We start from the raw sequence: 25,391 nt of genomic DNA on the forward strand, positions 1-25,391 counted from the left end.
GGAACAGCTGTGCGAATGAGTCACCGTGATGGTTTTCGAATCAGATTCGAGGCGTTGGTGATCGAATCTCCAAGCAGCCGACGGCCTCGATGCGAGCATCGGAGGACCGATTCATGGCTAGACATTTGTGGCGTTTCATCGTTGGTGGTCTGCTCATCGCCGCCGGCGCCCTAGGCATCATGCTCTGCACCGCGGGAACCGCAGCCGCTCAGGAAGTGGAGATCCCCGGCGTAGGAATTATCGAGCTCCCGAACGAGATTCAGATCCCCGCCGGTTTGCCCGGCATTCAGGTCCGGCCCGGATTCGAACGGCCGATGTCGACCGCCCCGCTGCGGATCGAATTGCAGACCGAGACCGGACCCCAATACGACGTTCCCGTCGGCCCACTGGTGATCGGCCCCGCCGAACCCGAGTCGCCGGTGCTCTCCGAAGAAGAGTCGATGCGGTTGACCGCTCTCGAAGCCGCCCGGTCCCGGCTCGGCGCCGACTACCGCGCCGGCTCGAACGGACCCGATTCCTTCGACTGCTCCGGCCTGGTGCAGTGGTCCTACGAGCAGGCCGGCGTCGACGTCCCGCGCACCAGCTACGAACAAGCGGCCACCGGCACCCCGGTCGCGATCGATGAACTGGAACCGGGCGACCTCGTCACCTTCTACGGCGGCGGCCACTCCGCGCTCTACGCCGGTGACGGCGAGGTCATCCACGCCTCGACCGAAGGCCAGGGCGTGGAGATCTCACCGATCGATTCCATGCCGGTTACGGGAGCCCGCCGCCTGTAACTCGTCGAGCTTGGGGAAGATTCGACGAAGTCTCGAGTGTCCGGATATCGGCGGAAGCCGCGGTCAGATCCCGGCCCTTCGTTTCCGGCGCACCCCACAGGCAGATCAGGAAGCCGATGGCGGTGACCGCGGCGGCGCACAGGAAGGTTGTCCCCAGGCCGAGATGGTCCAGGGACCAGGGCAGCAGAAAGGTGCCGAGCGCCGCGCCGACCCGGCTGATCGAGGTGGCGAAACCGACCGCGGTAGCCCGGATGTGAGTCGGGAACAGCTCGTTCGGATAGGTCCAGTCGAGCACGTTTGGTCCGCCGCAGAAGAAGGCGTACAGGCACAGCATCACCAGGGCCAGGCCGACCGGCATGTGCGGCCAGATGCCGACGGCCAGCACGGAATGATCATCAGGCCGAAGCACCAGACGATGGTGGGGCGGCGACCGACGGTATTGATCAGACGCATGGCGGGCAGGCAGCCGACCAGGAACACGATGCTGATCAGCGCGACGCCGAGGGTGTCCATCCAGGTTCCCTTGGGCATGCCGAAACCTTCGAGAATGCGCGGGCCGAAAGTCAGCATGGCGAACAGGACCGTGACCTGGCAGAGGAAGAACCCCGAGCAGAAGGCCGTCCGCTTACGGAAGGCCGGCGTGAACAATTCTCGAATGGAGCCCTGGTGCGTCGCCTCGGACGGCTCGATCAAATCTTCCGGCGCGACCCGTTTCCCGAGGTATTTGTCGATCATGTCCGCGGCCTCGTCGGCCCGGCCGTGCTGGGCGAGCCAGCGCGGAGATTCCGGAGCGGTGGACTGCCGGATGATGAGAAAGAACGCGCACAGCAGCGCGCCGCTGGCCAACTGCCAGCGCCAGCTGCCGTTGCCGAAGAACGTCAGGCACAAATATCCGACGAGATATGCGAGGACCGATCCCAGGTACCACGCGACAATCTGGAATCCGAGCAACGTGCCGCGTTGCTTCCGCGGTAACCACTCACTCAGCAATGAGGTGGCGATCGGATAGTCGGCGGCCACGGCCATGCCCAGGACGAAGCGCAGGATCACGATCAGCCACACGGATTCGGTCCAGAACGACAGCACCGAGCAGGCGCCCATCACCACCAGGTCGGCGGTGTACATGAACTCGCGCCCGATCTTGTCGGTCAGCACACCGAACAGCGCGCCGCCGATGAACATGCCGATCAGAGCGGACGCACCGATCAGGCTGATTTCTCCGGTGCTCAAATCCAACTCGTCGGTCATCCCGATCAGCGCGGTGCCGACGATGCTGAGGATATAGCCGTCGAGCAGCGGACCACCCGAGCACGCGAGCGCGAGCCGCGCGTGGAATCCGGTGAAGGGTGCGTCATCGATGACGGTGGTGGAAATCAGAGCCTCCTCGCCGATACCCCCGCGTAGCGAACATGAAGCAAACGCTGCGAACCTACCCGGTGCGATGCGCTGGGTGCCGTCCTTTTCCTTCGCGGGTTGCGCTCGGCGTGTCGTGCTGGCGTATTTGGGACTGTGTGACAGCGGAATTCGCGTCTTTTCGGTAACTTGCTCAGAGGAGAAGGTGGGAGGCATGCGGGTGCACTGGATAAAAAAGATCGTCACCGTGGTGGCGGCGGCCGGGATTCTGTCGACGCTCGGCGCGGCGGTGGCCACGGCGGCGCCCTCGGGCGGACGCGAGGACCTGGTGGTCCCGTCGAGCATGGGGCCGATCAAGGTTCAGGTGCAATGGGCATCTCGCGGCGGCAGCGCCGCCCTCTACGTACTCGACGGGCTCCGGGCGCCGGGCGATCACAGCCAGTGGGTTTCCGACACCGACGCGCTACGCCAATTCGCCGGTGACAACGTCACTTTGGTGTTCCCGGTCGGCGGCCGTTCCAGCTTCTACACCGACTGGTACCGCCCGAGCAGCACCAACGGCCAGAAGTCGACCTACAAGTGGGAGACCTTCCTGACCCGCGAGCTGCCCGCCTACCTGGCCAGGTACGGGGTATCGCGCACCAACAACGCCGTCGTCGGCGCGTCCATGGGCGGCAACGCCGCGCTCACCCTCGCCGCGCACCATCGCGACCAGTTCAAGTTCGCCGGATCGTTCTCCGGGTTCGTGAACCCGACCTTCCCGGCCTGGAACCAGGCCATGCGCGCCGCGATGTGGGACGAAGGCATGTTCAACGTCGACGACATGTGGGGTCCGGCCAATGACCCGGCATGGCAGCGCAACGACGCCACGCTGCAGGCCGAAAAGCTGCGTGGCTTACCGATTTACGTCACGACGGGCAACGGCGTGCCCGGAGTGCTGGACCTGGCCAACGGTCTCGGCAACACCGTGAATGCGATGGGCCTGGAGGCGATGTCGCTGACCGCGGCGCAGATCTTCCGAGATCGGCTGGCGGCCTTGGGGATTCGTGCCAAGGTCGACATCGTCAACGGCACCCACACCTGGCCGTACTGGCAGCAGTCCCTGGCCAACGCCCGGCCGATGATCCTCGACGCGCTCGGGGTGAAGTGAGGTCGCGTGGCCGAAAATGCCGATTTCCTGTCCGCTGATCTCTTAGCGGCCCAGGCCACGCCCACTACGCTCGGAGTATGACAACGCCGTCCGTCCTCATCATCGGCGCCGGATTCGCCGGCCTCGGCATGGCCCTGGAGTTGCGCCGCGCCGGGATCGACAACTTCACCATCCTGGAGAAGGCCGCCGACCTCGGTGGAGTGTGGCGGGAGAACACCTATCCGGGCGCGGCCTGCGACGTGCCCTCACCCCTGTACTCGTGGTCGTATGAGCCGAAATCCGATTGGCCGCGGCGGTTTTCGGAGCAGGCCGACATCCACGAATACATGCGCGGTGTCGCGGAGAAGCATGATCTGCAGCGCTTCATCCGGTTCGGCACCGAGGTGGCCGACGCCGAATTCGACGAGCGGTCCGGGCAGTGGACGGTCACCACGGGTGACGGAACCCGGCTCACCGCAGACGTTCTCGTGCCCGCGGTCGGTCAGCTCTCGCGACCGGCCATGCCGAATCTGCCGGGTATCGACACCTTCACCGGTGCGGCCTTCCACTCCGCCGAATGGGATCACAGCGTCGACCTCACCGGTAAGCGGGTGGCCTGCATCGGCACGGGAGCCAGTGCGATCCAATACATTCCGCGGATTCAGCCGAAGGTCGCGCACCTGACGCTGTTCCAGCGGTCGGCGGCCTGGGTGCTGCCGAAGTTCGACACCGAGTACAGCGCGGTGCATCACGCGCTGTTCAAGTACCTGCCGCCGACGCGGCTGGCCGAGCGGTTCGCGATCTGGTCGTTCTTCGAGGTGCTCGCGCTCGCGCTGACCGATATCCCGGCGATGAAGGCCCCGGTGATCGCGCTCGCGGACCGGCATCGCGAAAAGCAGGTCCCCGACCCGGAATTGCGCGCGAAGCTGACGCCCGATTACGCGGCGGGCTGCAAGCGCGGACTGTTCTCCAACGAGTACTTCCCGGCGCTGGCCCAGCCGAATGTGGCGGTCGAGACCACGGCGATCGAGGCGGTCACCCCGAACGGCATCCGCACCGCCGACGGGGTCGAGCATCCGGTCGACGTCATCGTCTACGGCACCGGATTCAAGGGCACCGAATTCCTCGCGCCGATGAACATCTACGGAATCGGCGGGCGCAAGCTCGCCGATGTCTGGGGTGACGAGGGTGCCCGCGCCTATCTCGGGCTGTCGGTGCCGCACTTCCCGAATCTGTTCATGATGTACGGGCCGAACACCAACGTCGGCTCGGGCTCCATCATCTACATGCTCGAATCCCAGGCCCGCTACATCCGTCAGGTCGTCGAGTACCTGACCGCGCGGCCGGGCCGTCATCTCGCCGCCCGCGCAGGCGCCGAGCAGAACTGGGACGACTGGCTGCAGCGCCGCCTGAAGGACACCCCCTGGAACTTCTGCTCCAGCTGGTACCGCAACGCCGCAGGCCGGATCACCAACAACTGGCCCGGCGCGACGGTCCTCTACCGCTGGAAGACCCGGTCCTTCGACGCAGCCGACTATGACGAAGCCCCGCCCGCGTACCTGCGGTAGCTAAGTTCCAGCAAATTCCCAGTAAACTCGCTTCCGTTCCGAATTCCGCGGACGGAAGGCGAGCGAACGATGGTGTGGTGGCTGCTCCTCCTGGTGCTCTTCATCGTCGTGCTTCTTCTCGTGATGCGCCCCAAAACCGGGGTTCGGGACCTGGCCGGGATCGAACTCGACGCTGCCCTCGCCGACGCCCGCCGGGAGAACGAGCGGCTCGGCGGACAGGTCTACAACCTGATGCCCAGCAACGATGCAGCAAATCAAGCACTGGCTGATGCCTCCGAACGCCACACCGCCGCCGGCGCCCAACTCGACCGAGCCAAAACCCCTGCTCAGGCGCGCCTCGCCAAGGTATCCGCCATCGAGGGCCTCCATTACATCCGAGCCGCCCGCACCGCGATGGGCATGGACCCGGGCCCGTCCATCCCACAACTGGCCAACCAGAACCGGGCCGGCCGAGTCACCGAGGACCGCATAGCCAACTACGACGGCCGCCGAATCGCAGCCTCCCCACACCCCTCAGCCCTCACACCCAACTTCTACCCAGGCGGCATGGTCGCCGGCCGCCCAGTCCCCGGCGGCTGGTACTCCGAACCCTGGTGGCGCACAGCCCTGATCACCGGCACCTGGAGCCCCGGCTCCACCCTCCTCTTCACCGCCCTGTTCACCAACATGCCCGGCATCAACTACGACTCCCACACCTTCGAGCACGGTTTCGCCGACGGCACCCGCGAGTTCGAACAGCACGACCAGCGCCCCTCCGCCGACGGCAACATCTAACGCCCCACACGATTCAGCCCCACGCCACCCCACCCGGTAGACTCCGAAACCATCTAGCCCAGCCTTCGTAGCTCAGGGGATAGAGCACCGCTCTCCTAAAGCGGGTGTCGCAGGTTCGAATCCTGCCGAGGGCACTTCATTTCCGCAGGTCACGCGGGTCATCCCTGAACTCTTCGACTGCGCCCCCCGGTCGGGTACGCAGAGAGTACGCAGTAGCAAATTTGGTCCGCGCGGAGTCCAGCTTGGCTGGCCGGCAGTTGATCGGCTTTGCTCCGGATGATCGTGGTCGACGGAGCGATTGGCGTGTCATAGCTGCGACCCTTCACCCATGCGTTCCATACCGGCGGGCAATGTGAACTTGCCATCGGTGCCGTGCCGGCGATGAGATCGTCGATCCACGCACGCTCGATCTTCCCGACGTCGAGCACGCTGACTTCGCCCGGTAGTTCTGGAACCTCATCTTGTTCCTACTGCGCCAGATCGCCACGAGAGACGACCCTGTCCTTCACCGGTGAACCCTGATAGCGGAAGCCGCCCTGGTTGCAAAGGCAGGAGCTCAGCGAGGGCATCCTCACCTGTATTACCTTGCGTACCAGCTAAATACACCGTCTCAAGGGTGAGATCGGAAGTCGTCAGATCTTAGAAGGCCACCGTGTCGGACATGGCGGCAGCAATAACCCGGGTGCCGACACCAACGGAAAGATGCGGATCGCCCTGGTCAGACGAAACTTCAGCTCCCGCCGCCTCGACTACTGTTCTGCCCGAAGAAGAATCCGAGGATCAGTAGAAAGCCACTCGATACGATCTCCGGCACCGGAGTATGTGCAAACATCGCGACGATCAGAGCGATGGAAATTACTACGAGAAGGACACCGCCGACGAGGACCGCCGCGGGCTCTCGTTCCAGCATCACTTTCCGCGCCTCCCACCGAGCGCCCTTGAACTCAGCCATCTGTCTTGCTGTTGCAGCAGTCCCAGGTGCGTCAGGTAGCGCCTTCGCACGGCCAAAAGATACTTGAGGAGCAGATCTGGCTCCAGATGTTCAAAATGGCCGTCCGCCGACCGCACCCTGATCCGGTGGGCAGGCGACTTTCTCAGCTGGGCAATCATTTCGTCAAGCTTGGACACGGTTGTCGCTAGTGCTTCGGAGCTACTGGCCGTGGGATGGCGGCTGATTCCGGCATCGGCCATGAATGCTCTCAGTAGCTCCTGATTCTCCTGAACCCTGGACGGACTTCCTGAAGCCGCCGGGTCCCCTGCATCGAACCACTCCGCTGGGGAATTCATCCGATCACACCCCCACTTGCCGCCGTCACCTGTGGAGCGTACGGCGAAACGCTCCTCGCCTGCAGAGGAAATTCTTCCGCCAGATAACCGCCAGTCGGGGAGACGGCCCGCCCTGGGACCGTGGTATTACCGTGGACTGTTCCTGTCTGGCCGCTTCTTTCAACGACCGGGGAAGTGTGCCGTCGCACACGATCAGCGCATCGGGTCAGCCGCGGCTTGGTCCCTCATTGCGCGGTTCGGTCTGTCGAACCAAGGGCTATCACAGCCGCGGTGGGAATCCAGGGCGCTACGCGTCGGCTGACCCCCGTCATGCCGGCCACCGGCAACGACGCCGGACAGCCGGACCGTCAACGGCGACGGTCAACCGGCTGTGGTCACATATGCCACGGCGTTCCCGTCATCGTGTCGAACCATTCCACTAATATTTCGACCGCCTCGTCCGCCGAATTAACGTGTCGTTGTGAATAATCTGATTCAAGGAGGAATGGCGGGGCGCCGTCAGGACACGTATCGACCTGCACGTCTAGCCCTGTGTCTTCGCGCAGAATCCGCCAAACATTGTCGTCATCATTTGGATTCGAAAACCACAGACGTCTCATGCTCAGCCCAGGAAATCGAGCCCAGAGGGATGCGAAGATCTCGTCCACCGGCCCCCCGGCCAAGTCGGTCGAACGCCAAGCAATCCAATCCATCAAAACTAGAACCTCCCCAAAGGCACCGACTCGCTGCACCGCAGGAGTCCAACCATGTGCCATGGAAAGCGAGCTGTCAACGTCGACGGTCGCCAGGGACACGACGATGCCCGCAGCGAAATCCTCTCCCGCTGCGGGCATCTCGGTGGCGCGCTACTTCGTCGACAGCTCCTTGTTCACGCCGCCCCACACCCGCTGATACCAGACCCGCGTCCTCGGGAACAGGAGCAGAGGCGCGGTCAGCACCGCGAGTGCGACCACCAGGTAGACGAGTAGTTCCCCGAGCAACTGCGGACCGGCGGCCACCAAGCAGGCGGTCGCAGCAAGTGCGAGCAGCACGAACAGCGGCCAATGCCCTTGATTCCAGGCTTCGAACGCGCCGAACCCAGCGAAGCCTCCGCCAATCACGAACAGCAGCATGATGGGAACGTCCCACCAGCCGTCCGATCCCTTCAACCACCACTCAACGACCGGATGAGTTTTCGGCGCGGCCATGCGGGATCCCCTATCAACGAACAGGATTCAACAGTACCGCCCGGTCTGGTTGCGGCGTCAGCCCGGCTTCCTCCCATGGCCCGAGTATCTGACTTCACTGCGGGCGAGTAGAGGGCGCTACGCGTCGCTACGCGATGGCCACGGCCCCCTTGACTAGCCATCCCTCAGCACAGGATGGCCAGTATGAGGAAGCGGGGAAAGTGGTTGTCGGATAGTGGGTTTCACTTGGTAGAGTCGCCGTGGCTATGGAGTAGCACAGTTGGTAGAGCGCCTCTTGACCAAAGAGGAGGTCGCAGGTTCGATTCCTGCCTCCATGGCCGCCACCTTCGGTGCGCAGTAGCCTCATTCAGGGCCATCACGCACCACGCAACCAACCTCGTTTTCCCAGTTCACGCCATCGCCGCCAACGCTCCCCATAATGTCCTTACCAGGCAAAATGGTTCAAGATCGCTCTCCTAAAGCGGGTGTCGCAGGTTCGAATCCTGCCGAGGGCACAGGACGGTAATCGCATTACCCAGGTCAGATGAGATGTGTGGTTCGCAGGTACGTGTCAGGGCGAATCGGTTTCGATGACTGAGCAGCTAACAAGAAGACCTCGTCAGTCCTGCCGGTCACTCCGCAATACGTGCCCAGGCGTCTCGAACCAGGGACAGCGCGCTATCGGCGCCTATCGTCAGTCGGGTCTGTCCGGCCAATTGTGCGTTCCAGTCGTCCTCGTGCGGTGCGCGATCGAACAGTTGTGGGGTGGGGAGGCGGTTGGTTGGGCCGTACCTCTGGTACAACGTTCCCGCGGCGCCGTCGATCGCGCCGATATCGTTCAGCGCCCAGAGATCCCACAGGTCGCGTGATGCGCGGCGGTCGTGCCATGTTGCGGTTTTCCCTGCAACGAAAGCCGGCAATGTGGGTACGCGAAGTTCGGCCGGTGGCACGTCGCTGTATCGCTGGTGGAGGTCGCGGAGTTCGGTTGGCCACGCCGGTCTGCCACGTGCTGACAGCAGTTGGATCTTGACGGACACGCCGGATGCGGAGCGGAGGTGGGCGGAGCCGGTATCCGGGACATCGGTCAATGACGGTGCCCATTCCAGTCGGCCGTAGCTTCGCGCGGCCGAGCGCGGCAAAGCGGCGTCGAGTTCGGCTGCCAGGGTCGACCGGTTGTCCAGCGCGACCAGATCGATGTCTTCACTGAGCCTGCCGCTCGTCAGATGTGTACGGGCGAGAGCAGTTCCACCGATGAATGTGAGTCGGTCGCCGAACCCGCGGCTGATTGCGGCCAGCAAATGGGAGATTAGATGGTCGCGCTCGATCTGCTCTGAGGCAACTCCGAATTGAACTGCGGCACTGTCATGTTCGTCGATGCTCATGTCCCACCCAACTTTCCGCACGTCGTAGCGCTGCACCCCGTCGCTGGTCTGTTGCAAGCTGTGTAAGTCTCGCCAGATCACTACGACGGTAGAGCGTCTCGATCGCCGGACGAACCTCCATTTCGGCGTTGCCTAGTTCCGGGCGCCGGGCAAGATCTAGCACGGTCTGCTCCGGCGTCGTGACCAGCACCTGGCCTAGCGGCGTTTCGACACGCTCCGCGTCAAGCGCTTCAGTATCGCGGCGGACGAACCGGACTTGTGCCGCACGGTCGGTCAGCGCGATCGGCCGGTGCTGGCTCGGAACCGCGACAACCGCGGTCGCCAGTGCACGAGGTATGGCTCCCAGTACGCGGGCCGCACTGATTCCCATGACAATGGCGTGATCCGGCCCGTAAATCGATGAAGCAATACCTGCGGCGGCCGCCTCGAGTTGGGGCAGCCAGGTCCGGCCGACATAGTCCGGCGGGACGACGATGTAGTAGCCATGAGCAACGCGGTGCAGCACGCCCCGATCGACGAGCCGCGCGACCTCGGGCCGCGGTTGGGCGTAGATGCCGGCCAAGTCCTGCGGCCGCAGGGTTTGAAGCGGCGCCCGCCAGAGTTCACTGGGCAGGCCGGTGCCGCGACGTTCAGCCATCAGCGCCACCTCTCGAAGGTATGCAAGTAGTTGGCTATAACCCAACTATTTGCATAGTACCGGATGGATGGGAGTCGCTGAGCGGCATTGACCGGCTGCACCATGCTCGGAGGTGAGTAAACCGAAATGATTCATATAACGATCATTGGCAAGAAAGTGCCTGAAGATCGGTATATGAATCATCACCCATCGGCACCTGCACCAGGTCAGGCAGGCTGTGGGGCGGGCAGGGCCGGAGCGGCCGCGGTCTTGCGGGTCTCGCGCAGCATGAGTAGGCCGTTGGTGACCATCAGTGTTGCGGTCAGGCCGTGGACGCCGAGGGCGGTGGCGGCGGAGCCGTTGTGGGACAGCACGTTTGTCATGTCGCCGTAGGCGGCGAGGGCTTCCACCAGCAGCACCCAGCCCAGGGCTCGGCGGTGGCCTGTCGCCAGCAGGATGGTGAGGACTAGGGCCATGACGACGTCGCGGGTTCCCTTGATGATCAGGAAGCCGTCGCCGTCGCCGGAGGGCCAGCTCGGTAGGCCGAAGCCCGGGGCCATTATTTCCGGGCTCAGGATGTATTGCCCGCCGAACCAGAGCATGAAGAGGATGAAGGTGGCGGTCAGGGCGGTGTTGACGTTCTTCAGGGACATTGTTCTTCTCCTTGTGAGTCTTTGTGAGCGATATCGGATGGGCAGAGTCGGTCAGGGCTGGAGCACGTAGCGACCGCGCGTTCCGCCCTTGGCCATGGCGCGGTGGGCATCAGCGGCTTGGGCCAATGGCATGACGGCATGCACTCGAGTCGACAGTCGGCCGGAGGCGGCGCGGGTCAGCAGCTGCCCCAATTGAGGACCGTCCGACTGCACCATCAGGACGTTCACCGTGATCCCTCGCTCGGCCGCGGGCACGATGTTGGGCCGGACGCCGACGAAGGTTCCGCCGTCGCAGACCGGGGTCAGGCCCCAGGCCTGCTGCGAGGTGGTGTCGACGACCGCGTCCCAGCCGGGCTCGGCCTCGGTGACGAAGTGCGCGCCGAGGCCGCGGACGAACTGCTCGTCCCCGGCTCGGGCCAGACCGGTCACCTGCCAGCCGCGGTCGGCGGCGAGTGCGGCGACGTTGGCCCCGATCGCACCGGCCGCGCCGGTGACCAGCAACCGGGCGCCGGCGGCGGGGGCGTCGCCGAGCAGGTCGACGATCTGCGCCGCGGCCAAGCCGCTGAGCGGCACCGTCGATGCCGCGACCAGGTCGAGCTCGTCGGGGACTACGGCTAGATCGGCGGCGGGCACGACGAGTTGTTCGGCGTAGGTGCCGAAGTCGCGGTCGAAACCGAGGACGACACCGGCGACCCGGGTCCCGACGGCCAGGTCCACGCCGGGGCCGGTGGCGAGCACGGTGCCGGCGAAGTCCCAGCCCAGGCCGGTGTGCTCGGGCTGGTTGATCATGCCCATTTGGTGGAAGAAGCCGCCCACGACTCCGAGGTCGGTGGGGTTGACCGGCGCTGCCGCGACCGCGACCCGGACCTCGCCGGGGCCGGGCTCGGTGGTGGGGACGTCGATGATTTCGATCGAGTTGGGCCCGCTCGGTGTGCGGACGACTGCGGCCTGGAAGGTGTGGGTGCTCATGTCTTGCTCCTTCGTTGCTGGTGTTCGATGTGTTCGAGACTGCTCCCGGGGTTTTGGAAGACACTTGGAGCCGACTTGGAACACTCGACGCAGCGCAGCGGACCGCGGCCATGCGGCGTGCTGAAATCGCCTGTTACGCATAGCTTTTCGATCAATGGCTCGCGGCAAATCTGCGCAGCGGGCGCGGGATGCGGAGCGCTCGATGCGCTAACGGCCCGACGACGCGGGCCGCAGCACCGCTACGCCGCTCTTGCTATCAGCGTTGCGGCGGGGCCGAAACATGGACGCCGAGAACACGATCGGCGTGTGCTCGGGCCTCGGCGGACCAGTGGGGCGCATTCCACTGGTCGGCGATGACGGCCGCCCGGGCGAAGTGGGCGGCGGCTTCGTCGTCGCGGCCCAGAAGGAGAGCGAGCTCGCCGAGTGTGTGCGCCACCGGGCGCACGGCCAGCGACAGGCTCGCCGCGCCCGCCGGCGGACCGTCTCGGTGGGGCAGCAGATCCGCGTAGATCTGCTCGGCAGCATCGCGGTCGCTCGAGGCGACAACCGCCATCGCCCGCAGGCTCGTCATGAAGGTGAAGAAGAAGTCGGGCCGGATCGGGGACGGTGACGTGCGGGCCTCATCGCCGCGCCCGGCGGCGTGCAGTGCGAGGGCGAGCACGTCCGCGACCATCGGGCCGAGCGCCTCGTGCAGCGATCGCACGTCGTCCAGGTGGTCGCCGAGCGTGCCGTCGTTGAGCCAGGCCACCGCCAGCGCGAGGCGGAGGAAGCCCGTGGCGTGCACCGATCCGGCGCGTCCCATGCGTTCGGTGGCCTCGGCGTAAAGGTGCTCGGCCTCGGCGAACCGGCCCTCGATGAGCACCAGCGACGCCAGCGCGATCTCGGCGGCGCCGATCGCCTCCGGCATCCGGTACGCGCGGGCGAGGTCGAGTGCTTCTTCGGTCAGGCGGCGCATGGTCGTCGGGTCGTTGGCCGCGGCGGCGTTCGCGGCCTGATCGATCAGGCCGGTCACGCGGTAGACCGGCAGGTCGTGCTCGACGCCGATCTGCACCAGCTCGCGGGAGTACTCCGCCCGCCCGGACTCGCGCGCGAGCACCAGCAGCGCCGCGGCCCGCAAATGGGGCGTGGGGGCGAGATCGAGCGCTTCCCGCGCGGCCGCCATCACAGTCGGATCGCCCTCGCCCACCAGCTCGTGGGCGTACGCGACTAGAAGCTGGGACCGCACGTCGGCGGCGAGGCCGGTCCGCTCGAGCAAACGGCTGAGGCGGTCGATGATGGGACGGTCGACCGTGCCGTAGGTGCGGGACTGCCACGGCGTCGGCTCGGTCCAAGCAGTGAACGCGGCGATCATAAGGTCGTCGCGCCCAATCGATTCGGCGTACTCCACGGCCTGCTGGCGCGTGTCCCTGGCCGCGGCGAAGGCCCCGGCCCGGACCTGCGCGCGCAGCAGCCTGCCGAGCAGGCCGACGCGCTCGTCCGGGTCGCTGGAGTGGGTGACGGCGTCGGTGAGGAGCGCGGCCGCCACGTCGTGGGCATAGCGCGCCTCGGCCAGCTCGGCGGCCCGCACGCAATAACCGACGGCCTTCGGTGACCGCGCGCGCGCATAGTGATGGGCCAGGGCCGCGACGTCGCCGGAGCCCTCCAGGGCCGCGGCGATCCGGGCGTGCATCCTGGTGATTCGCAGTCGGCTGACATCGGTGATCAGCGTGTCCCTGACCAGCGCGTGCACGAACCGCACGCGCCCGGGTCCGGGCTCGTCGAGCAGTCCGGCGATGACGCCCGCGTCCAGCGCGTCCAGCACGCCGTCCTCGTCGGTGTCGGCGGCCTGCACGAGCACCTCCACCGAGCTTTCCCGCCCGGCCACAGCCGCCAATCGCAGGACGGACACGCCGCTCTCGGGCAGCCTTGCGAACCGGCGCCGCAGCACGTCCCGTACGCCCTCGGGGACCTGCGAGAGCGCGATCAGCGCGCCCTCGCCGTTGAGCAGCCGCGCGCTCTCCCGCACATAGAACGGGTTGCCGCCGGTGCGCTCGGCGATCCCGGCCACTGTCGCGTCGTCGGCCTCGCACTCGGCGCGGACGAGCTCCGCGACGGTGTCGCGATCGAGTCCGGGCAGGTCTAGGCGCAGCGGCGCGGTGCGGGCGAGGGACCCGAGTGTTTCGGTGAGGCGCTCGCTTTCGTCCGCGCGGTATGCCGCGATGACCAAGATCGGGGCGCGCGTGTCGACGCCGCCGCCAAGCAGTTCCAGCGTGGCGGCGTCAGCCCAGTGCAGGTCGTCCAGGACGACGACGACCGGACGGTCGGCCGCTGCCGCCGAGAGCCAATTCCACACAGCCTGCCGCAGCCGGAACCGCCCGGCCGCCGCGTCACCGTTCACCGGCGCGGAGTCGGAGAGCAGTGGTGTCAGGTCATCGGCGAACTCCCCGGGAGGAACGGTCACGGCCAATTTCCGCAGCGCCTCGACCCACGCCCACGCGGGCGGGGCACTGTCCACGTCGGGACAGCGCCCGGCGGCCACGAGCCACCCGTCCCGCTCGAGCCGCGCACCGAGATGCTCCAGCAACGTCGACTTGCCGAGCCCGGCCTCGCCGGTGACCAGCGCGACACGCGCCCCATCCGTGACAGCCTCCCCAGCGGCCGCCAGCAGCGCCTCGAACTCACCCTGCCGACCCACGAACGTTGCGGGTATCGGCCTGTCATCCAGCACCGACGGCAGGGATTCGAAAGTCTCTGTGCCGGAAGCGTTGACGAGATTCTGCGACACCGCCTGCGTGACCGCGTCCGGCCCGCTGTCGGGGGTCGTCCATGGTCGAGACGGCACCGGTGGGACCGCCGCGCGCAGGAAATCCGTGCGCTGGGCGAGAATCGCCTCTTCCAATTCGACCAGGTCCGGGCCGGGGTCGAGGCCCAGCTCATCGGCGAAGAGGGCGCGGGCGCGACGGAGCGCGGCCAGGGCGTCGGCTTGGCGGCCGCTGCTCCACAACGCGAGGGCGTGCAGGCGCCAGCCCTCCTCGCGCAGCGGATTGTCGTGCGTAAGGATTTCCGTCTCGGGCACCACCGCCGCGGGGTGGCTGAGCCGCAGTCCCGCCGCGATGTGCAATTCGCGGGCGACCAGGCGCATTTCGTTGAGCCGGACGGTCTCGGCGGCGACCCACGGTTCGTCGGCGATCTCGGCGAACGCAGGTCCCCGCCACAGCGCCAGCGCCTCGTCCAGCCGGACGCGAGCGGCACGGGGATCGGTGAGCGTGCGGGCCTCGTCGAGTAGTTGCTCGAAGCGCCATGCGTCCACCGCCTCCTGCGGCAACCGCAATGCGTAGCCGGGTGAAGCGCTCACCAGCAGGCGGGGCGGGGTCCGCGGCGGGCGGGCGGGTTCCAGGAGACGGCGCAGATTGGACACATACGCCTGCAACGACGCCAGCGCGCGGGCCGGCGGTTCGCCGCGCCACAGGTCCTCGACCATCCGGTCGACCGATACGACCTGCCCGCGCGCGGCCACCAGCAAAGCCAGCACACCACGCTGCCGCGGTCCGCCGAGGGGAAGGGATTCGCCGCTCGCCTCCGCCGCGAACGAGCCCAAAACCCGGATCAAGACCATGACTTGCACATCGTACGCACGAGGTTTCCAAGTCGGCTCCAAGTGCCTTCCAAACCCCCGGGAGCAGGCTCGTACACATCGAACAGACGAGAGATGAAGGGCAGCAACAGATGAGCGTCAACACCCAGGACATGGAGGTCGTCCACCGCGCCTTCCGCCGCGAGTCACGGCTGCTGATCGAGCTCGTCGCAGCGGCCCCCCTCGGTAACACCGCGCGTGCCGAGGTGATCGCCGATCACTTCCGCGACTACCGGCTGGGACTGCAGAACCACCACGAGGGCGAGGACGAGCTGCTGTGGCCACCGCTGCTGGCCCGGGTCGATCTGCAGGCCGACATCGTCCTGCGCATGCAAGCCCAGCACGAGCGCATCGAAGCCACGCTGACCAGGCTGGACGCTGCGGTTCCGGTCTGGGAGACCACGGCCGGAGCCGACGAACGCGACACCGCCGTAGCGGTCCTCGTCGAGCACCGGGCGGTCCTGCTCGAACATCTCGACGACGAAGAGGCCACTCTTCTTCCCCTCGCGGCCGAGTACCTCACCGAAAAGGAATGGGCTGCCCTGGGCGACCACCTGGTGGCCAACACTCCCAAGCGCACCCTGTTCACGCTCTTCGGCCTCGTCCTGGAGGAAGCCGACCGGGCGGAACGCGCCGCGCTCCTCGGTGGCCTCCCGACACCGGTACGCGCCCTCTGGCACGTGATCGGTCGCCCCCGCTACGCCCGCCGTATCCGCCGCATCCGCGCGGCCTGACGTAGAACACGAAATCTTAGGAAGGGAAGCCGAAAATGCTCATCATCACCGGCCAAATCATCGCCGCCGTAGCCATTCTCGCCAATGCCGTCGTCTACGGCACCGATGTCTGCGCGGCAGTTGTCACCCGCTCCGTGAACCGCAAGCTCGATGATGCGACCGTGACCATCAGCGCGGGATGGGGTCACTACTACGCGGATAAACGCATGCCGATTTTCGGGGCGGGCGGTGTGGTCACCGCAGTGCTCACGCTGCTGATCGCATTGGTGGCTGGGCAGATCGGCGCTGCTGTCGCGGCAGGGATCACGGTCGCGTCGCTGCTCACCTGGCTCGCCCTCTACGCCCGCATCGCCAAGCCGATCAATTCCCAGCAGACCGCCGCCGCACAGAGCGGCATCATTCCGGCCAATGCCCGTGCGCTGCAGGACAAATGGGAAAGCATTCTGAAGTACCGCGTCCCCCTGCAGTTCATTGCCATCGCCGGACTGTGCGCCGCGCTGATCCTGTTCTGATTGTTTCGAAGAAAAGCACCGCCGCGTGGTGAATCACGTGGCGGTGCTTGGTCTTACGTCGCCCTCATGCGGGAGCGGTGTCAGGGGTGAGCTCGGCGCTGTCGGCGAGTTTGAGCCAGATGACTCCGCCGATGATGACCGCGAGCCAGAATGCCTTTGCCAGAGTCAGGGTTTCGTCGAAGAAGACCGGGCCGAGGAGCGCGGCGCCGACCGCGCCGATACCCGCCCATACGGCGTATCCGATCCCGACGTCGATCTTCTTCAAGGCGACGCTGAGGAAGAACAGGGTGAAGAGGAAGAAGACGATGGCGACGGTCGACCAGAGGGGGTTGGTGAAGCCTTCGCTGCCGTTCACGCTGAGGGCGTAGCCGATCTCGAAGCCGCCGGCGGCCAGTAGTGCCAGCCAGGGGGCGGTCTTGTGTTCGACTGCTTCGGGTGCGGGGAGGTGCGTTGCGGTGGTCATGAGAGGTGTCCTTTCGAAGTGACGGGGGTGCTACACGGTTCCGGCGAGGTTGAGTCCGACGACGCCGACGATGACGATGGCGATGCCCAGAAGCTTTTTCCAGGTCAGGCGCTGGGAGAGGAACAGTGCGCCGATGACGACGATCGCGACTCCGGCCAGTGCGGTCCACAGTGCGTATCCGACACCGACGTCGAAGGTCAGTAGGGCGAGGCTGAGGAAGAAGGTGGCGATCGCGCCGCTGACGAGCGTGCCGATCGTCCACCGCAGGTTCGTGAAGCCCTGCGCCTTGCCTGCCGCGATGCCGACGGCGACCTCGAAGATGACCGCGATACCCAGGTAGAGCCAGCTCATGACGTGTTCCTTTCGATGGTGGAGATATTAATGCATGTACATGCAGATATATGGACGGCAAGGAAAGATGCTGTGACAGCGTGTGATTCAGGAAGTGAGGAGCGCCGCAATCTCGCGCAAGGCCGACCCGAGCTGCCTGGTTTCGGTGCCCGGGAAGTGTGCTGTGGCCTCGGTCAGGAGTTCGGTGATGCGATCCTCGTACGGGGATCGCGCGCTGCGGACCAGTGCCTCGCCTTCCTCGGTGATGACCGCATAGACGCCGCGCTTATCGTCCGCGCAGAGATCTCGGCGCACATACCCCTTCGACTCCAGGCGGCTCACCAAGCGCGTCGTCGAACTCTGATTCAGGCCGACGCTCTGCGCGAGATCGTTGACGCGCAGCTCCTTTTCGGAGGTCTGGCTCACGAAACTCAGCGCACGAAACTCTGTCAGCCCGACGCGATAGGTATCGGCAAGCCACCGATCGAGGTTCGCGTCCACGGCGGAGGCCAGCCCGGCAACCTTCGACCAGGCGGTGCTGACGTCGCTCAGCTCCGGCCGCTTCGGCTCAGTTGATTGCATGTGCATGCATGTACCGTAACAGATCCGCGACGCCGACGCCAATGCCGGCGCCGCGGACCACCCCTCGGCTGGAATCACTCACTGAAAGCAGCGTGCCTCGCGGGAGATACGCAGGCCTTTGATGGGGGTCGGGAGGCTGGCGGTCTTGCCCGGTTCGATGCAGCCCACGGTGCCGTTTCTGTCGAGCAGGTAGACGACGTCGTCGCGGCGGGCGTTGTGGCCGGTGCCCCCGGCGAAATTCACCGGCTGGTAGCCGGCGGTGATGTCCTGGAAGGCGCCCTTCTTCACGCCGGCGAAGTCGTAGAGGCAGACGAACGGCCAAGGGCAGTTCGGGGCTGCCTGTGCGGGGGCCGCGAGTGGTGTCAGGGCGCCGGCTACCGCGAGCGTGGCGGTAGCGATGCCCAGGCGGGCACGGATCGTATTCATGGTCGAACTCCGTCGTCTCGGGTGTGATGCGGCTCCAGAATCACGTGGTCAGCGATGGTTACGAGATAATCTGGACAACTTTGGACGGGATTGGTCACAATGCGACCAGGGAGGTTCGCATGGCCGATCCGCTGGACGAATTGCGCATTCTCAAAACGCAACTGCGCGAACTTCGTTGGACCACACAGGTCGATTCCCTCAAGACGCTGGCGCGGGAATCCGCCCGGGGGCCGGGCGCGCGGGGCGGCATCAGCAAGGCCACCATCGGCAACGTCATCAACCCGGACAACTCGACGATGCCGCGGTGGGAGACCTACGAGATCTTCATTGATACCTGCCTGCGGCTCATCGACCGCGCCGGAGCCGAGCCGCCGGCCGATGGGCGTGATCTACAGGTCTGGCGGCTGCGATACATCCAGGTACGAGATGCCCTGGGCGACAACGGCGATCCGGGCGACACCCTCGATGATGCGGCGGACGAATCCGCGGGGGTTACGACGTCCGGTGTGGCTGAGCCGGATTCGGTCCGCGACAGTGCGCGAACTCCGCCGCGGCGCGGGCGCTGGCCGGTGTGGCTCACGGCCGCTACGGTGCTGGCGTTGGTGGCGGCCCTGCTTGTCTGGCAGGTGGCCGACGAGGACGAGCCCGAACTCGGCAGCGCCGCAACGGAATCGGCTCCGTCGCTCTGCGCCGAGCTGGGCGGAAAGCTGGTCTTGGAAGACAGCTTCACCGACCCGAATACCGGCTGGCCGCAACATGGTGGCAAGCTCGAATACGACTCCGGCGCATACCGTTTGACGGCCACATCCGGCATTCAAGAAGTCCACGCCAGCGCTCCCATTCCGTCGTTGACGAATTCGTGTATGGAAGCCGTGGTGCGGATGGAGGCGGGATTCGGGGGAGTCGCGCTGTGGTGCCGGGCCGAACAAGGGGATCTCGCTCGCCGCTACTTCTTCGCGGTGGGTATCACTGGGCACTGGAGCATCGCGATGGGGCAACCCGTGGAGGCGAGAGTGGCTGTGCTCGCCGGACGGGACAGCTTGCCCGGACTGGATTTGAAACGCGAGACCCGGATCGGTGCGTCCTGCCGCTCCGCGCCCGACGGGGTCGATCTGGTGATCAGCGTAAACGGCCACCGGCTGCGGCATTTGGATCCGGAATCGCAGCTGACCAGTGGGACGGTGGGCGTAGTCGGTTGGTCCTGGCTATTGGAGCCGGGCGCCAGCTCCAGCTTCCTGATCGAGGAGATCCGGATCTGGGAGCTGCCGACCGTGGGCTGAGTTGGTCAGGTCCTCTTTTGTGCCGACATGACGCCGCCCGCCAGGGCGACCAGGACGCCGATCACACCGAGGCCGATCCCGAAGACGGGCTGCATGTCATCGGCCCACGAAAGAATGATGAACTCCATGTTCATCTGTTCCAGGATGAGCGAGCCGAAGCCCAAAATGGCAAGCCAGATACCGATCTGTACCACGTGATTCCCCCGTGCCTAGCTGCGCGCCCGATGCGCGCTGTTCCAGTCCAGGACAATAGGTCTCGCGGGGCGGGGTGTCCACGCGAATTACTTTCCGGCGAGGCCGCGAGCGATGACCAGGCGCTGGATTTGGTTGGTGCCCTCGAAGATCTGCATGACCTTGGCTTCGCGCATGTAGCGCTCGACGGGGAAGTCCTGGGTATAGCCGTAGCCGCCGAAGACCTGGACGGCGTCGGTGGTGACCTTCATGGCGGCGTCGGTGGCGATCAGTTTCGCCACGCTCGCCTGCCGGGAATAGGGCAGCCCCGCGTCGCGGCGGCGGGCGGCGTCCAAATATGTTGCGCGGGCCGAATCTACGGCCGCGGCCATGTCGGCGAGGACGAAGCCGAGGCCCTGGTGGTCGATGATGTGGCGGCCGAAGGCTTCTCGTTCCTTGGCGTAGGCGACGGCGTCGTCGAGCGCGCGCTGGGCGAGACCTGTTGCGACGGCGGCGATCCCGAGGCGGCCGGAGTCCAGGGCGCTGAAGGCGATCGAAAGGCCCTGGCCCTCATCGCCGATGAGGCGTTCGGCGGGGAGCAGGGCGTCGTCGTAGGCGGCGGTGGTGGTGGGGATGCCGCGCAGGCCCATCTTCTCCTCGGGCTTGCCGAAGCTCAGGCCCGCGGTGTCCTTGGGCACGAGGAAGCAGGAGATGCCGCGGGAGCCTTCGCCGGTGCGGGCGAACAGGGTGTAGAAGTCGGCGCGGCCGCCGTTGGTGATCCAGGCCTTGGAGCCGGTGATGCGGTATCCGCCCTCGGTTTTCGTGGCGCGACAGCGCAGCGCGGCGGCGTCGGAACCGGCGTGCGGCTCGGAAAGGCTGTAGGCGCCGACGGTTTCGCCCGAGAGCATGCCGTGCAACCACTGCTGCTTCTGCTCGTCGGTGCCGAAGGTGAACAGTGGGTGGCAGGAGAGGCTGTGCACACTCACCGCAACCGCCACGGCAGCCCAGCGGCTCGCCAGTTCCTCGAGGACCTGCAGGTACACCTCGTAGGGCTGATCGCCGCCGCCGAATTCCTCCGGGTACGGAAGGCTCAGCAACCCGGCCGCGCCGAGCGCGGGAAACACCCCGTCGGGGAAGGTCCCGGTCTTCTCGCATTCGACCACCCGCGGTTCCAGCACCTTGTCGGCGATATCGCGGGTGAGCTCGATGAGGTCGCGGGCCTCGGGGGTGGGCAGCATCCGATCAACTGGCATGCCCCTGTTCTACCCGCCCGCCCAACCGGCGCGGACGGGACTGCTCCTTCTTGCTCGCGGTCCTGGCGTTTGCGCAGGTTGCGGCATTGGCAAACGAAGTGCTCGCGCGCAGAAGCGGGAACCCTTATTATCTGCGTATGAATGCAGATAGGCAGCAAGGACCGCTTGATGAGGATCAGGTGGGACTTGTCGTCGAGGTGTTCCGGATGCTGGCGGATCCCACACGGGTGCAGGTGCTGTGGGCGCTGGTGGATCGGGAACTGGCGGTGAACGATCTGGCCGGACAGGTCGGGAAGCCCGCGCCGTCGGTGTCGCAGCATCTGGCGAAGCTGCGGATGGCGCGGCTGGTCCGAACTCGGCGGGCCGGGACGACGATCTACTACAGCTTGGAGAACGAGCACGTGCGCCAGTTGGTGGTAGACGCTGTGCACAACGCGGAGCACGCGGGGCCGGGGATTCCGCCGCACCACCGCACCGACGCCGTTCGGGAACTGCCGGCGCGAGATCAGGCGGTCGCGGAGTGAGTCACACGAGAAAGAGTCCCGCACAAGGGCTTTCGGGAACCGCCCAGACGCATAGTCATGAGCATTCGCGCCACGGAGTGCATCCGCTCGGTCAGGAGCATTCACCTGGCGGCGATCGAGACCCGCACGCCCACGCTCACGACCGTGCCCACGACCACGGCCGTGGGCACGGCCAACATCACGGCCACGGCCGCCCGCACGGCCACGCCCCTGCCCATGGCGACGCCCACGACCCTGGTCACGGCCACACGCACCCCACTGGCCTGCGTGGACTGCTGCGCGAGATCTTCGCGCCGCACAGCCACGACGCCGCTGACAGTGTGGATGACGCACTGGAGTCCAGCGCGATCGGCATTCGTGCCGTGAAGATCAGCCTGGTCGTGCTCGGGATCACGGCCGTACTGCAAGTGCTGGTCGTCGCGGTGTCCGGCTCGGTTGCCTTGGCGGCGGACACAATTCACAACTTCTCCGACGCGTTGACCGCTGTCCCGCTGTGGATCGCGTTCGCTCTGGGCCGCAAGGCGGCCACCCGTCGCTATACCTATGGTTTCGGCCGCGCGGAGGATCTCGCCGGGCTCTTCGTCGTCGCGATGATCGCGCTGTCCGCGCTGGTCGCGGGCTATGAAGCAGTTCGCAGGCTGATCGAGCCCGCCCCGATCCAGCATCTCGGTTGGGTCGCCGCCGCCGGGCTGATCGGCTTTCTCGGCAACGAAACCGTTGCGCTGTACCGCATTCGGGTGGGACGCCGCATCGGCTCGGCCGCGCTGGTCGCTGACGGATTGCACGCGCGAACCGACGGATTCACCTCGCTGGCAGTGCTGTTGAGCGCGGGCGGTGTCGCGCTGGGTTTCCCGCTCGCCGACCCCGTCGTCGGTCTGCTGATCACCCTCGCGATCCTCGCTGTCCTGCGCACTGCCGCCCGTGATGTCTTCCGCCGCCTGATGGATGGCGTCGACCCGGCGCTGGTGGCGTCCGCCGAGCGCGCGCTCGCCGCCGAGCCGGGTGTGCAGAGTGTGCGCAGCGTGCGGATGCGCTGGATCGGGCACCGCCTGCACGCCGATGTGGAGGTGGATGTGGTGCCGACCATCACGCTGGCCGACGCGCACCGCGTGGCGCACGAAGCCGAGCACACGCTGACCCACGCCGTCGCGAAGCTGGAGACCGCTCTGGTGCATGCCTACCCTGCGCATTCGGGCTGAACGCGGAATTTGATGCTCCCCAGTTTCAGATTCTGGGCCGCCGGGATTCCGGCTTGACTACCTTTGGGTAGCATCCGCGGATGTGATGTGGCTCTCTATCGCCACAGGCAGGAAAAGAGGAGTACCCCGATGTTGAGCACCATGCAGGACGAACAGCTGTCGCTGGCGACGCTGCTGAAGTACGCGTCCACCTTCCAAGGCGACAGCACGGTGTCGACCTGGACCGGGACCGGCGTGCGCACCATGACGTACCGCGAAGTGGGGGCCGACGCCGCACGGTTGGCGAATGCGTTGCGCGGCATGGGGATCGGCGAGGGTGACCGGGTCGGCACCTTCATGTGGAACAACAACGAGCACCTGGTCGCCTACATCGGTGTGCCTGCGATGGGTGCGGTCCTGCACGCGCTCAACATCCGGCTGTTCCCGGAGCAGCTGGTCTATGTGGCCAACCATGCCGAGGATCAGGTCGTCATCGTGGACGGCACCCTGCTGCCGATGTTCGCCCAGTACCTGCCGAATCTGAAGACCGTCCGCCACGTCATCGTCGCCAACGGCGATGCTGCCGCGCTGCCGGCGCCCGAAGGCGTGCAGGTGCACTCCTACACCGAACGGCTTGCCGCACAGTCGGATTCCTTCGACTTCCCGGTGATCGACGAGCGTTCCGCCGCCGCCATGTGTTACACCTCGGGCACCACCGGTGACCCGAAGGGCGTCGTGTACTCGCACCGCTCGAACTGGCTGCACGCGATGCAGGTCTGCCAGCCCAGCAGCATGGGCTTCAGCGGCGCCGACAATGTGCTCGCGATCGTCCCGATGTTCCACGCCAACGCCTGGGGCCTGCCCTACGCGGCGCTGATGTCGGGCGCGAATGTCCTTATGCCCGACCGTTTCCTGCAGCCCGGACCGCTGCTGGAGATGATGGCCGCCGAGCAGCCCACCTTCGCCGCCGCGGTCCCGACCATCTGGGGTGGCGTCCTGGCCCAGCTCGCGGCGGCCCCGCAGGACATCGCCCACCTGCGCACCGTCGTGGTCGGCGGCTCGGCCGTGCCGCCGGCGATGATGCATGCCTTCGAGGAGAAACACGGCGTGAAGGTGCTGCATGCCTGGGGCATGACCGAGACGTCCCCGCTCGGCTCGGTCGCGCATCCGCCGGTCGGCGTCACCGGTGCGGAGGAGTGGGCTTACCGCTACACCCAGGGCCGGTTCCCCGCCAACGTCCAGGCCCGCCTGGTCGGCGACGACGGCAGCGTCGTCCCGAACGACGGAGAAGCCCTGGGCGAGGTGGAGGTTCGCGGCCCCTGGATCACCGGCTCCTACTACTCCCCGGACGGGGCGATGGTCGACCCGGACAAGTTCGACGACGGCTGGCTGCGTACCGGCGACGTCGGCAAGATCACCCCGAACGGCTACCTCACCCTGGTGGACCGCTCCAAGGACGTCATCAAGTCCGGCGGCGAGTGGATCTCCTCGGTCGACCTGGAGAACGCGGTCATGGGCCACCCGGCGGTCGCCGAATCCGCCGTCATCGGCGTCCCGGACGAGAAGTGGGACGAGCGCCCGCTGGTCGCCATCGTTCTCAAGGAAGGCGCCGACGCCAAGCCGGAGGAACTGCGCGACTTCCTCGCCGACAAGTTCGCCAAATGGCAACTCCCCGAACGCTGGACCTTCATCGCCGAGGTCCCGAAAACCAGCGTCGGCAAGTTCGACAAGAAGCGCCTGCGCGCCCAGTACGCCGACGGCGAACTACAGGTCACCAAGCTGTCCTGAGCCGAATTCGGCCCGCCTGGCCGCTGATGGCGGGCGGGCCGACAGGTTCAGTGCGGTCAGACGCCCGGCCAGCTACAGAACGGGGCGCCGCCCCAATTGCTGGACTGCGGATTGATCAGGCAGGCAAGACGTGGGTAAAGCTGGCTGAAAGCCTGGGAGGATCCAGCCGCGGATCCGCTCGCGGCAGAGCCGGTATCGGCAGCCGCCGGAGCCGCCCCCACCAAAACGATCGCTGCGGTAAGGGTTGCACTCGCAAAGCCGAGGCGTACTAGATGTGACCTGGTCATACCCGCGCACACTATCCGAAGTGTGGGCATTTCAGAGTGCTTTATCGCTGATCGGCGCAAGGCCGCGGCCCAGAACACGGCCCGCCCGGCGGGTGACGCTGGGCGGGCCGTGTGCTGTTGCGGTATCAGCAGTTACGGAGTTCCGGGCTCTGGTTGAGGAGCTGGGCTCGGGTGCTGATGAAGGTGCTGTAGGTGTCGCCGCCTACTGCCGCGAGGGGGAAAGCGGCTACGCGGTGGCAGTTCTGGAAGGCCAGTTTGATGTTGAAGTGGCGTTCCAGGCCGCCGCGGATGGCATCCGAGGCCATGGCGCGCAGCAGCTGGCCGCGGGCTACCTCGTCCGGTGGGGGGATGAGGTTGTCGGCGTATTCCGCTGTGCCGGAATGCAGGTCGGCGGCCACGCGACTGACTACCTCGTAGGCGTAGGGGAGTGAGGTCCGGACGCATTCGACGAAGTCGGCGTCGTCGATCTCGCCGCGTTCGGCGCGTTCGAGCAAGGCGGTGGGGACATCGAGGGACATGGGCGCTCTCCTCCGGGGGTGGGGTGGATGGCGGTTGCGATGCCCCTGAAGTCTAT

The 25,391-nt window shown here is 66.2% G+C and carries 27 protein-coding genes and 3 tRNA genes; 13 read left to right on the top strand and 17 right to left on the bottom strand.

What is annotated here, in order from left to right:
* The first annotated feature begins 113 nt into the window (after nucleotides 1–113).
* Nucleotides 114–779: a C40 family peptidase gene (locus IBX22_RS21240; protein ID WP_194817253.1), complete on the top strand. Its 666-nt coding sequence runs from the start codon at nucleotides 114–116 to the stop codon at nucleotides 777–779.
* On the opposite strand, the gene IBX22_RS37955 is transcribed toward IBX22_RS21240, so the two are convergent.
* The gene (locus IBX22_RS37955) at nucleotides 757–1,164 is read right to left on the bottom strand and encodes an MFS transporter (protein WP_309234716.1); all 408 of its coding nucleotides are present in this window, start codon (nucleotides 1,162–1,164) and stop codon (nucleotides 757–759) included. The two genes, IBX22_RS21240 and IBX22_RS37955, sit on opposite strands and share 23 nt — an antisense overlap.
* On the bottom strand, nucleotides 1,113–2,348 hold the full coding sequence (locus IBX22_RS21245) for an MFS transporter (protein WP_255526454.1): 1,236 nt from the start codon (nucleotides 2,346–2,348) through the stop codon (nucleotides 1,113–1,115). The genes IBX22_RS37955 and IBX22_RS21245 overlap by 52 nt, the downstream gene beginning before the upstream one ends.
* Here IBX22_RS21245 and IBX22_RS21250 point away from each other — a divergent pair.
* From IBX22_RS21250 to IBX22_RS21265, 4 genes are all read left to right on the top strand, one after another.
* The gene (locus tag IBX22_RS21250) at nucleotides 2,347–3,282 is read left to right on the top strand and encodes an alpha/beta hydrolase family protein (protein WP_194817254.1); all 936 of its coding nucleotides are present in this window, start codon (nucleotides 2,347–2,349) and stop codon (nucleotides 3,280–3,282) included. The genes IBX22_RS21245 and IBX22_RS21250 overlap by 2 nt on opposite strands.
* A 77-nt stretch (nucleotides 3,283–3,359) precedes the next feature.
* Entirely contained in the window at nucleotides 3,360–4,829 is a 1,470-nt protein-coding gene (locus IBX22_RS21255) for an NAD(P)/FAD-dependent oxidoreductase (RefSeq protein ID WP_194817255.1), read from the top strand.
* 69 nt (nucleotides 4,830–4,898) lie between these two features.
* Complete coding sequence (locus IBX22_RS21260; protein ID WP_194817256.1) at nucleotides 4,899–5,603, top strand: DUF1542 domain-containing protein; 705 nt, start codon at nucleotides 4,899–4,901, stop codon at nucleotides 5,601–5,603.
* Between the two features lie 61 nt (nucleotides 5,604–5,664).
* Nucleotides 5,665–5,737, top strand: a tRNA-Arg gene (locus IBX22_RS21265).
* Nucleotides 5,738–6,333: 596 nt separating this feature from the next.
* Here the strand turns inward: IBX22_RS21265 and IBX22_RS21270 are convergent.
* From IBX22_RS21270 to IBX22_RS21280, 3 genes are all read right to left on the bottom strand, one after another.
* Nucleotides 6,334–6,555: a hypothetical protein gene (locus IBX22_RS21270; protein ID WP_194817257.1), complete on the bottom strand. Its 222-nt coding sequence runs from the start codon at nucleotides 6,553–6,555 to the stop codon at nucleotides 6,334–6,336.
* 709 nt (nucleotides 6,556–7,264) lie between these two features.
* Nucleotides 7,265–7,723: a hypothetical protein gene (locus IBX22_RS21275; protein WP_194817258.1), complete on the bottom strand. Its 459-nt coding sequence runs from the start codon at nucleotides 7,721–7,723 to the stop codon at nucleotides 7,265–7,267.
* A 12-nt stretch (nucleotides 7,724–7,735) separates the two neighbouring features.
* Nucleotides 7,736–8,077, bottom strand: a complete 342-nt coding sequence (locus IBX22_RS21280; protein WP_194817259.1) for a hypothetical protein — start codon at nucleotides 8,075–8,077, stop codon at nucleotides 7,736–7,738.
* 244 nt (nucleotides 8,078–8,321) lie between these two features.
* Here IBX22_RS21280 and IBX22_RS21285 point away from each other — a divergent pair.
* Both IBX22_RS21285 and IBX22_RS21290 read left to right on the top strand, forming a co-directional pair.
* Nucleotides 8,322–8,394 (top strand) — tRNA-Gly (locus IBX22_RS21285).
* Nucleotides 8,395–8,497: 103 nt separating this feature from the next.
* Nucleotides 8,498–8,568 (top strand) — tRNA-Arg (locus tag IBX22_RS21290).
* 120 nt (nucleotides 8,569–8,688) lie between these two features.
* Here the strand turns inward: IBX22_RS21290 and IBX22_RS21295 are convergent.
* The 5 genes from IBX22_RS21295 to IBX22_RS21315 all read right to left on the bottom strand — a co-directional run bounded on the left by IBX22_RS21295 (nucleotide 8,689) and on the right by IBX22_RS21315 (nucleotide 15,271).
* Nucleotides 8,689–9,438: a nucleotidyl transferase AbiEii/AbiGii toxin family protein gene (locus IBX22_RS21295; protein WP_194817260.1), complete on the bottom strand. Its 750-nt coding sequence runs from the start codon at nucleotides 9,436–9,438 to the stop codon at nucleotides 8,689–8,691.
* Nucleotides 9,419–10,075 carry a type IV toxin-antitoxin system AbiEi family antitoxin gene (locus IBX22_RS21300; protein WP_194817261.1) on the bottom strand — a complete coding sequence of 219 codons (657 nt, stop codon included), beginning with the start codon at nucleotides 10,073–10,075 and terminating at the stop codon, nucleotides 9,419–9,421. Before IBX22_RS21300 ends, IBX22_RS21295 begins: the two co-directional genes overlap by 20 nt.
* 206 nt (nucleotides 10,076–10,281) lie before the next feature.
* The gene (locus IBX22_RS21305; RefSeq protein WP_194817262.1) at nucleotides 10,282–10,707 is read right to left on the bottom strand and encodes a DUF4267 domain-containing protein; all 426 of its coding nucleotides are present in this window, start codon (nucleotides 10,705–10,707) and stop codon (nucleotides 10,282–10,284) included.
* A gap of 51 nt (nucleotides 10,708–10,758) precedes the next feature.
* Complete coding sequence (locus IBX22_RS21310; protein WP_194817263.1) at nucleotides 10,759–11,676, bottom strand: NADP-dependent oxidoreductase; 918 nt, start codon at nucleotides 11,674–11,676, stop codon at nucleotides 10,759–10,761.
* Nucleotides 11,677–11,932: 256 nt separating this feature from the next.
* Nucleotides 11,933–15,271, bottom strand: coding sequence for a BTAD domain-containing putative transcriptional regulator (locus IBX22_RS21315; RefSeq protein WP_194817264.1), 3,339 nt, complete (start codon nucleotides 15,269–15,271; stop codon nucleotides 11,933–11,935).
* Between the two features lie 110 nt (nucleotides 15,272–15,381).
* Here IBX22_RS21315 and IBX22_RS21320 point away from each other — a divergent pair, with 110 nt between their 5' ends.
* Together IBX22_RS21320 and IBX22_RS21325 are read left to right on the top strand one after the other, a co-directional pair.
* Nucleotides 15,382–16,023, top strand: a complete 642-nt coding sequence (locus tag IBX22_RS21320; RefSeq protein WP_194817265.1) for a hemerythrin domain-containing protein — start codon at nucleotides 15,382–15,384, stop codon at nucleotides 16,021–16,023.
* A 35-nt stretch (nucleotides 16,024–16,058) separates the two neighbouring features.
* Nucleotides 16,059–16,535, top strand: coding sequence for a DUF1772 domain-containing protein (locus IBX22_RS21325; RefSeq protein ID WP_194817266.1), 477 nt, complete (start codon nucleotides 16,059–16,061; stop codon nucleotides 16,533–16,535).
* A 64-nt stretch (nucleotides 16,536–16,599) separates the two neighbouring features.
* Here IBX22_RS21325 and IBX22_RS21330 read toward each other — a convergent pair whose 3' ends face one another.
* The 4 genes from IBX22_RS21330 to IBX22_RS21345 all read right to left on the bottom strand — a co-directional run bounded on the left by IBX22_RS21330 (nucleotide 16,600) and on the right by IBX22_RS21345 (nucleotide 18,336).
* A complete protein-coding gene (locus IBX22_RS21330; RefSeq protein WP_194817267.1) occupies nucleotides 16,600–16,998 on the bottom strand; it encodes a multidrug efflux SMR transporter in 399 nt (132 codons plus the stop codon).
* Between the two features lie 30 nt (nucleotides 16,999–17,028).
* Nucleotides 17,029–17,349 (bottom strand): multidrug efflux SMR transporter, encoded by a 321-nt coding sequence (locus tag IBX22_RS21335; protein WP_194817268.1) that lies wholly within the window; start codon nucleotides 17,347–17,349, stop codon nucleotides 17,029–17,031.
* Nucleotides 17,350–17,436: 87 nt separating this feature from the next.
* Nucleotides 17,437–17,916, bottom strand: coding sequence for a MarR family winged helix-turn-helix transcriptional regulator (locus IBX22_RS21340; protein WP_228538912.1), 480 nt, complete (start codon nucleotides 17,914–17,916; stop codon nucleotides 17,437–17,439).
* Between the two features lie 72 nt (nucleotides 17,917–17,988).
* Nucleotides 17,989–18,336 carry a hypothetical protein gene (locus IBX22_RS21345; protein ID WP_194817269.1) on the bottom strand — a complete coding sequence of 116 codons (348 nt, stop codon included), beginning with the start codon at nucleotides 18,334–18,336 and terminating at the stop codon, nucleotides 17,989–17,991.
* Nucleotides 18,337–18,455: 119 nt separating this feature from the next.
* Here IBX22_RS21345 and IBX22_RS21350 point away from each other — a divergent pair, with 119 nt between their 5' ends.
* Nucleotides 18,456–19,616, top strand: coding sequence for a hypothetical protein (locus IBX22_RS21350; protein WP_194817270.1), 1,161 nt, complete (start codon nucleotides 18,456–18,458; stop codon nucleotides 19,614–19,616).
* Between the two features lie 5 nt (nucleotides 19,617–19,621).
* On the opposite strand, the gene IBX22_RS21355 is transcribed toward IBX22_RS21350, so the two are convergent.
* On the bottom strand, nucleotides 19,622–19,810 hold the full coding sequence (locus IBX22_RS21355; RefSeq protein WP_194817271.1) for a hypothetical protein: 189 nt from the start codon (nucleotides 19,808–19,810) through the stop codon (nucleotides 19,622–19,624).
* Between the two features lie 87 nt (nucleotides 19,811–19,897).
* Nucleotides 19,898–21,040, bottom strand: coding sequence for an acyl-CoA dehydrogenase family protein (locus tag IBX22_RS21360; RefSeq protein WP_194817272.1), 1,143 nt, complete (start codon nucleotides 21,038–21,040; stop codon nucleotides 19,898–19,900).
* Nucleotides 21,041–21,177: 137 nt separating this feature from the next.
* Between IBX22_RS21360 and IBX22_RS21365 the strand changes: the two genes are divergently transcribed.
* The 3 genes from IBX22_RS21365 (at nucleotide 21,178) to IBX22_RS21375 (ending at nucleotide 24,530) form a co-directional block, all read left to right on the top strand.
* The gene (locus tag IBX22_RS21365; protein WP_194817273.1) at nucleotides 21,178–21,564 is read left to right on the top strand and encodes a metalloregulator ArsR/SmtB family transcription factor; all 387 of its coding nucleotides are present in this window, start codon (nucleotides 21,178–21,180) and stop codon (nucleotides 21,562–21,564) included.
* 77 nt (nucleotides 21,565–21,641) lie between these two features.
* The gene (locus tag IBX22_RS21370) at nucleotides 21,642–22,763 is read left to right on the top strand and encodes a cation diffusion facilitator family transporter (RefSeq protein WP_194817274.1); all 1,122 of its coding nucleotides are present in this window, start codon (nucleotides 21,642–21,644) and stop codon (nucleotides 22,761–22,763) included.
* Nucleotides 22,764–22,892: 129 nt separating this feature from the next.
* A complete protein-coding gene (locus IBX22_RS21375) occupies nucleotides 22,893–24,530 on the top strand; it encodes a long-chain fatty acid--CoA ligase (protein WP_194817275.1) in 1,638 nt (545 codons plus the stop codon).
* Nucleotides 24,531–24,942: 412 nt separating this feature from the next.
* On the opposite strand, the gene IBX22_RS21380 is transcribed toward IBX22_RS21375, so the two are convergent.
* Nucleotides 24,943–25,335, bottom strand: coding sequence for an SCO5389 family protein (locus IBX22_RS21380; RefSeq protein ID WP_194817276.1), 393 nt, complete (start codon nucleotides 25,333–25,335; stop codon nucleotides 24,943–24,945).
* Nucleotides 25,336–25,391 lie beyond the last annotated feature (56 nt).

Origin of the sequence: Nocardia sp. XZ_19_385 (genome assembly GCF_015355755.1) — a bacterium.
GTDB lineage: Bacteria > Actinomycetota > Actinomycetes > Mycobacteriales > Mycobacteriaceae > Nocardia.

Bases quoted from the DNA above. Each gene is read 5' to 3' on its own strand.
- IBX22_RS21240 (WP_194817253.1), top strand. From the start codon at position 114: ATGGCTAGACATTTGTGGCGTTTCATCGTTGGTGGTCTGCTCATCGCC.
- IBX22_RS21250 (WP_194817254.1), top strand. From the start codon at position 2,347: ATGCGGGTGCACTGGATAAAAAAGATCGTCACCGTGGTGGCGGCGGCC.
- IBX22_RS21245 (WP_255526454.1), bottom strand. From the start codon at position 2,348: ATGCCTCCCACCTTCTCCTCTGAGCAAGTTACCGAAAAGACGCGAATT.
- IBX22_RS21255 (WP_194817255.1), top strand. From the start codon at position 3,360: ATGACAACGCCGTCCGTCCTCATCATCGGCGCCGGATTCGCCGGCCTC.
- IBX22_RS21260 (WP_194817256.1), top strand. From the start codon at position 4,899: ATGGTGTGGTGGCTGCTCCTCCTGGTGCTCTTCATCGTCGTGCTTCTT.
- IBX22_RS21270 (WP_194817257.1), bottom strand. From the start codon at position 6,555: ATGGCTGAGTTCAAGGGCGCTCGGTGGGAGGCGCGGAAAGTGATGCTG.
- IBX22_RS21275 (WP_194817258.1), bottom strand. From the start codon at position 7,723: ATGCCCGCAGCGGGAGAGGATTTCGCTGCGGGCATCGTCGTGTCCCTG.
- IBX22_RS21280 (WP_194817259.1), bottom strand. From the start codon at position 8,077: ATGGCCGCGCCGAAAACTCATCCGGTCGTTGAGTGGTGGTTGAAGGGA.
- IBX22_RS21295 (WP_194817260.1), bottom strand. From the start codon at position 9,438: ATGAGCATCGACGAACATGACAGTGCCGCAGTTCAATTCGGAGTTGCC.
- IBX22_RS21300 (WP_194817261.1), bottom strand. From the start codon at position 10,075: ATGGCTGAACGTCGCGGCACCGGCCTGCCCAGTGAACTCTGGCGGGCG.
- IBX22_RS21305 (WP_194817262.1), bottom strand. From the start codon at position 10,707: ATGTCCCTGAAGAACGTCAACACCGCCCTGACCGCCACCTTCATCCTC.
- IBX22_RS21310 (WP_194817263.1), bottom strand. From the start codon at position 11,676: ATGAGCACCCACACCTTCCAGGCCGCAGTCGTCCGCACACCGAGCGGG.
- IBX22_RS21315 (WP_194817264.1), bottom strand. From the start codon at position 15,271: ATGGTCTTGATCCGGGTTTTGGGCTCGTTCGCGGCGGAGGCGAGCGGC.
- IBX22_RS21320 (WP_194817265.1), top strand. From the start codon at position 15,382: ATGAGCGTCAACACCCAGGACATGGAGGTCGTCCACCGCGCCTTCCGC.
- IBX22_RS21325 (WP_194817266.1), top strand. From the start codon at position 16,059: ATGCTCATCATCACCGGCCAAATCATCGCCGCCGTAGCCATTCTCGCC.
- IBX22_RS21330 (WP_194817267.1), bottom strand. From the start codon at position 16,998: ATGACCACCGCAACGCACCTCCCCGCACCCGAAGCAGTCGAACACAAG.
- IBX22_RS21335 (WP_194817268.1), bottom strand. From the start codon at position 17,349: ATGAGCTGGCTCTACCTGGGTATCGCGGTCATCTTCGAGGTCGCCGTC.
- IBX22_RS21340 (WP_228538912.1), bottom strand. From the start codon at position 17,916: ATGCACATGCAATCAACTGAGCCGAAGCGGCCGGAGCTGAGCGACGTC.
- IBX22_RS21345 (WP_194817269.1), bottom strand. From the start codon at position 18,336: ATGAATACGATCCGTGCCCGCCTGGGCATCGCTACCGCCACGCTCGCG.
- IBX22_RS21350 (WP_194817270.1), top strand. From the start codon at position 18,456: ATGGCCGATCCGCTGGACGAATTGCGCATTCTCAAAACGCAACTGCGC.
- IBX22_RS21360 (WP_194817272.1), bottom strand. From the start codon at position 21,040: ATGCCAGTTGATCGGATGCTGCCCACCCCCGAGGCCCGCGACCTCATC.
- IBX22_RS21365 (WP_194817273.1), top strand. From the start codon at position 21,178: ATGAATGCAGATAGGCAGCAAGGACCGCTTGATGAGGATCAGGTGGGA.
- IBX22_RS21375 (WP_194817275.1), top strand. From the start codon at position 22,893: ATGTTGAGCACCATGCAGGACGAACAGCTGTCGCTGGCGACGCTGCTG.
- IBX22_RS21380 (WP_194817276.1), bottom strand. From the start codon at position 25,335: ATGTCCCTCGATGTCCCCACCGCCTTGCTCGAACGCGCCGAACGCGGC.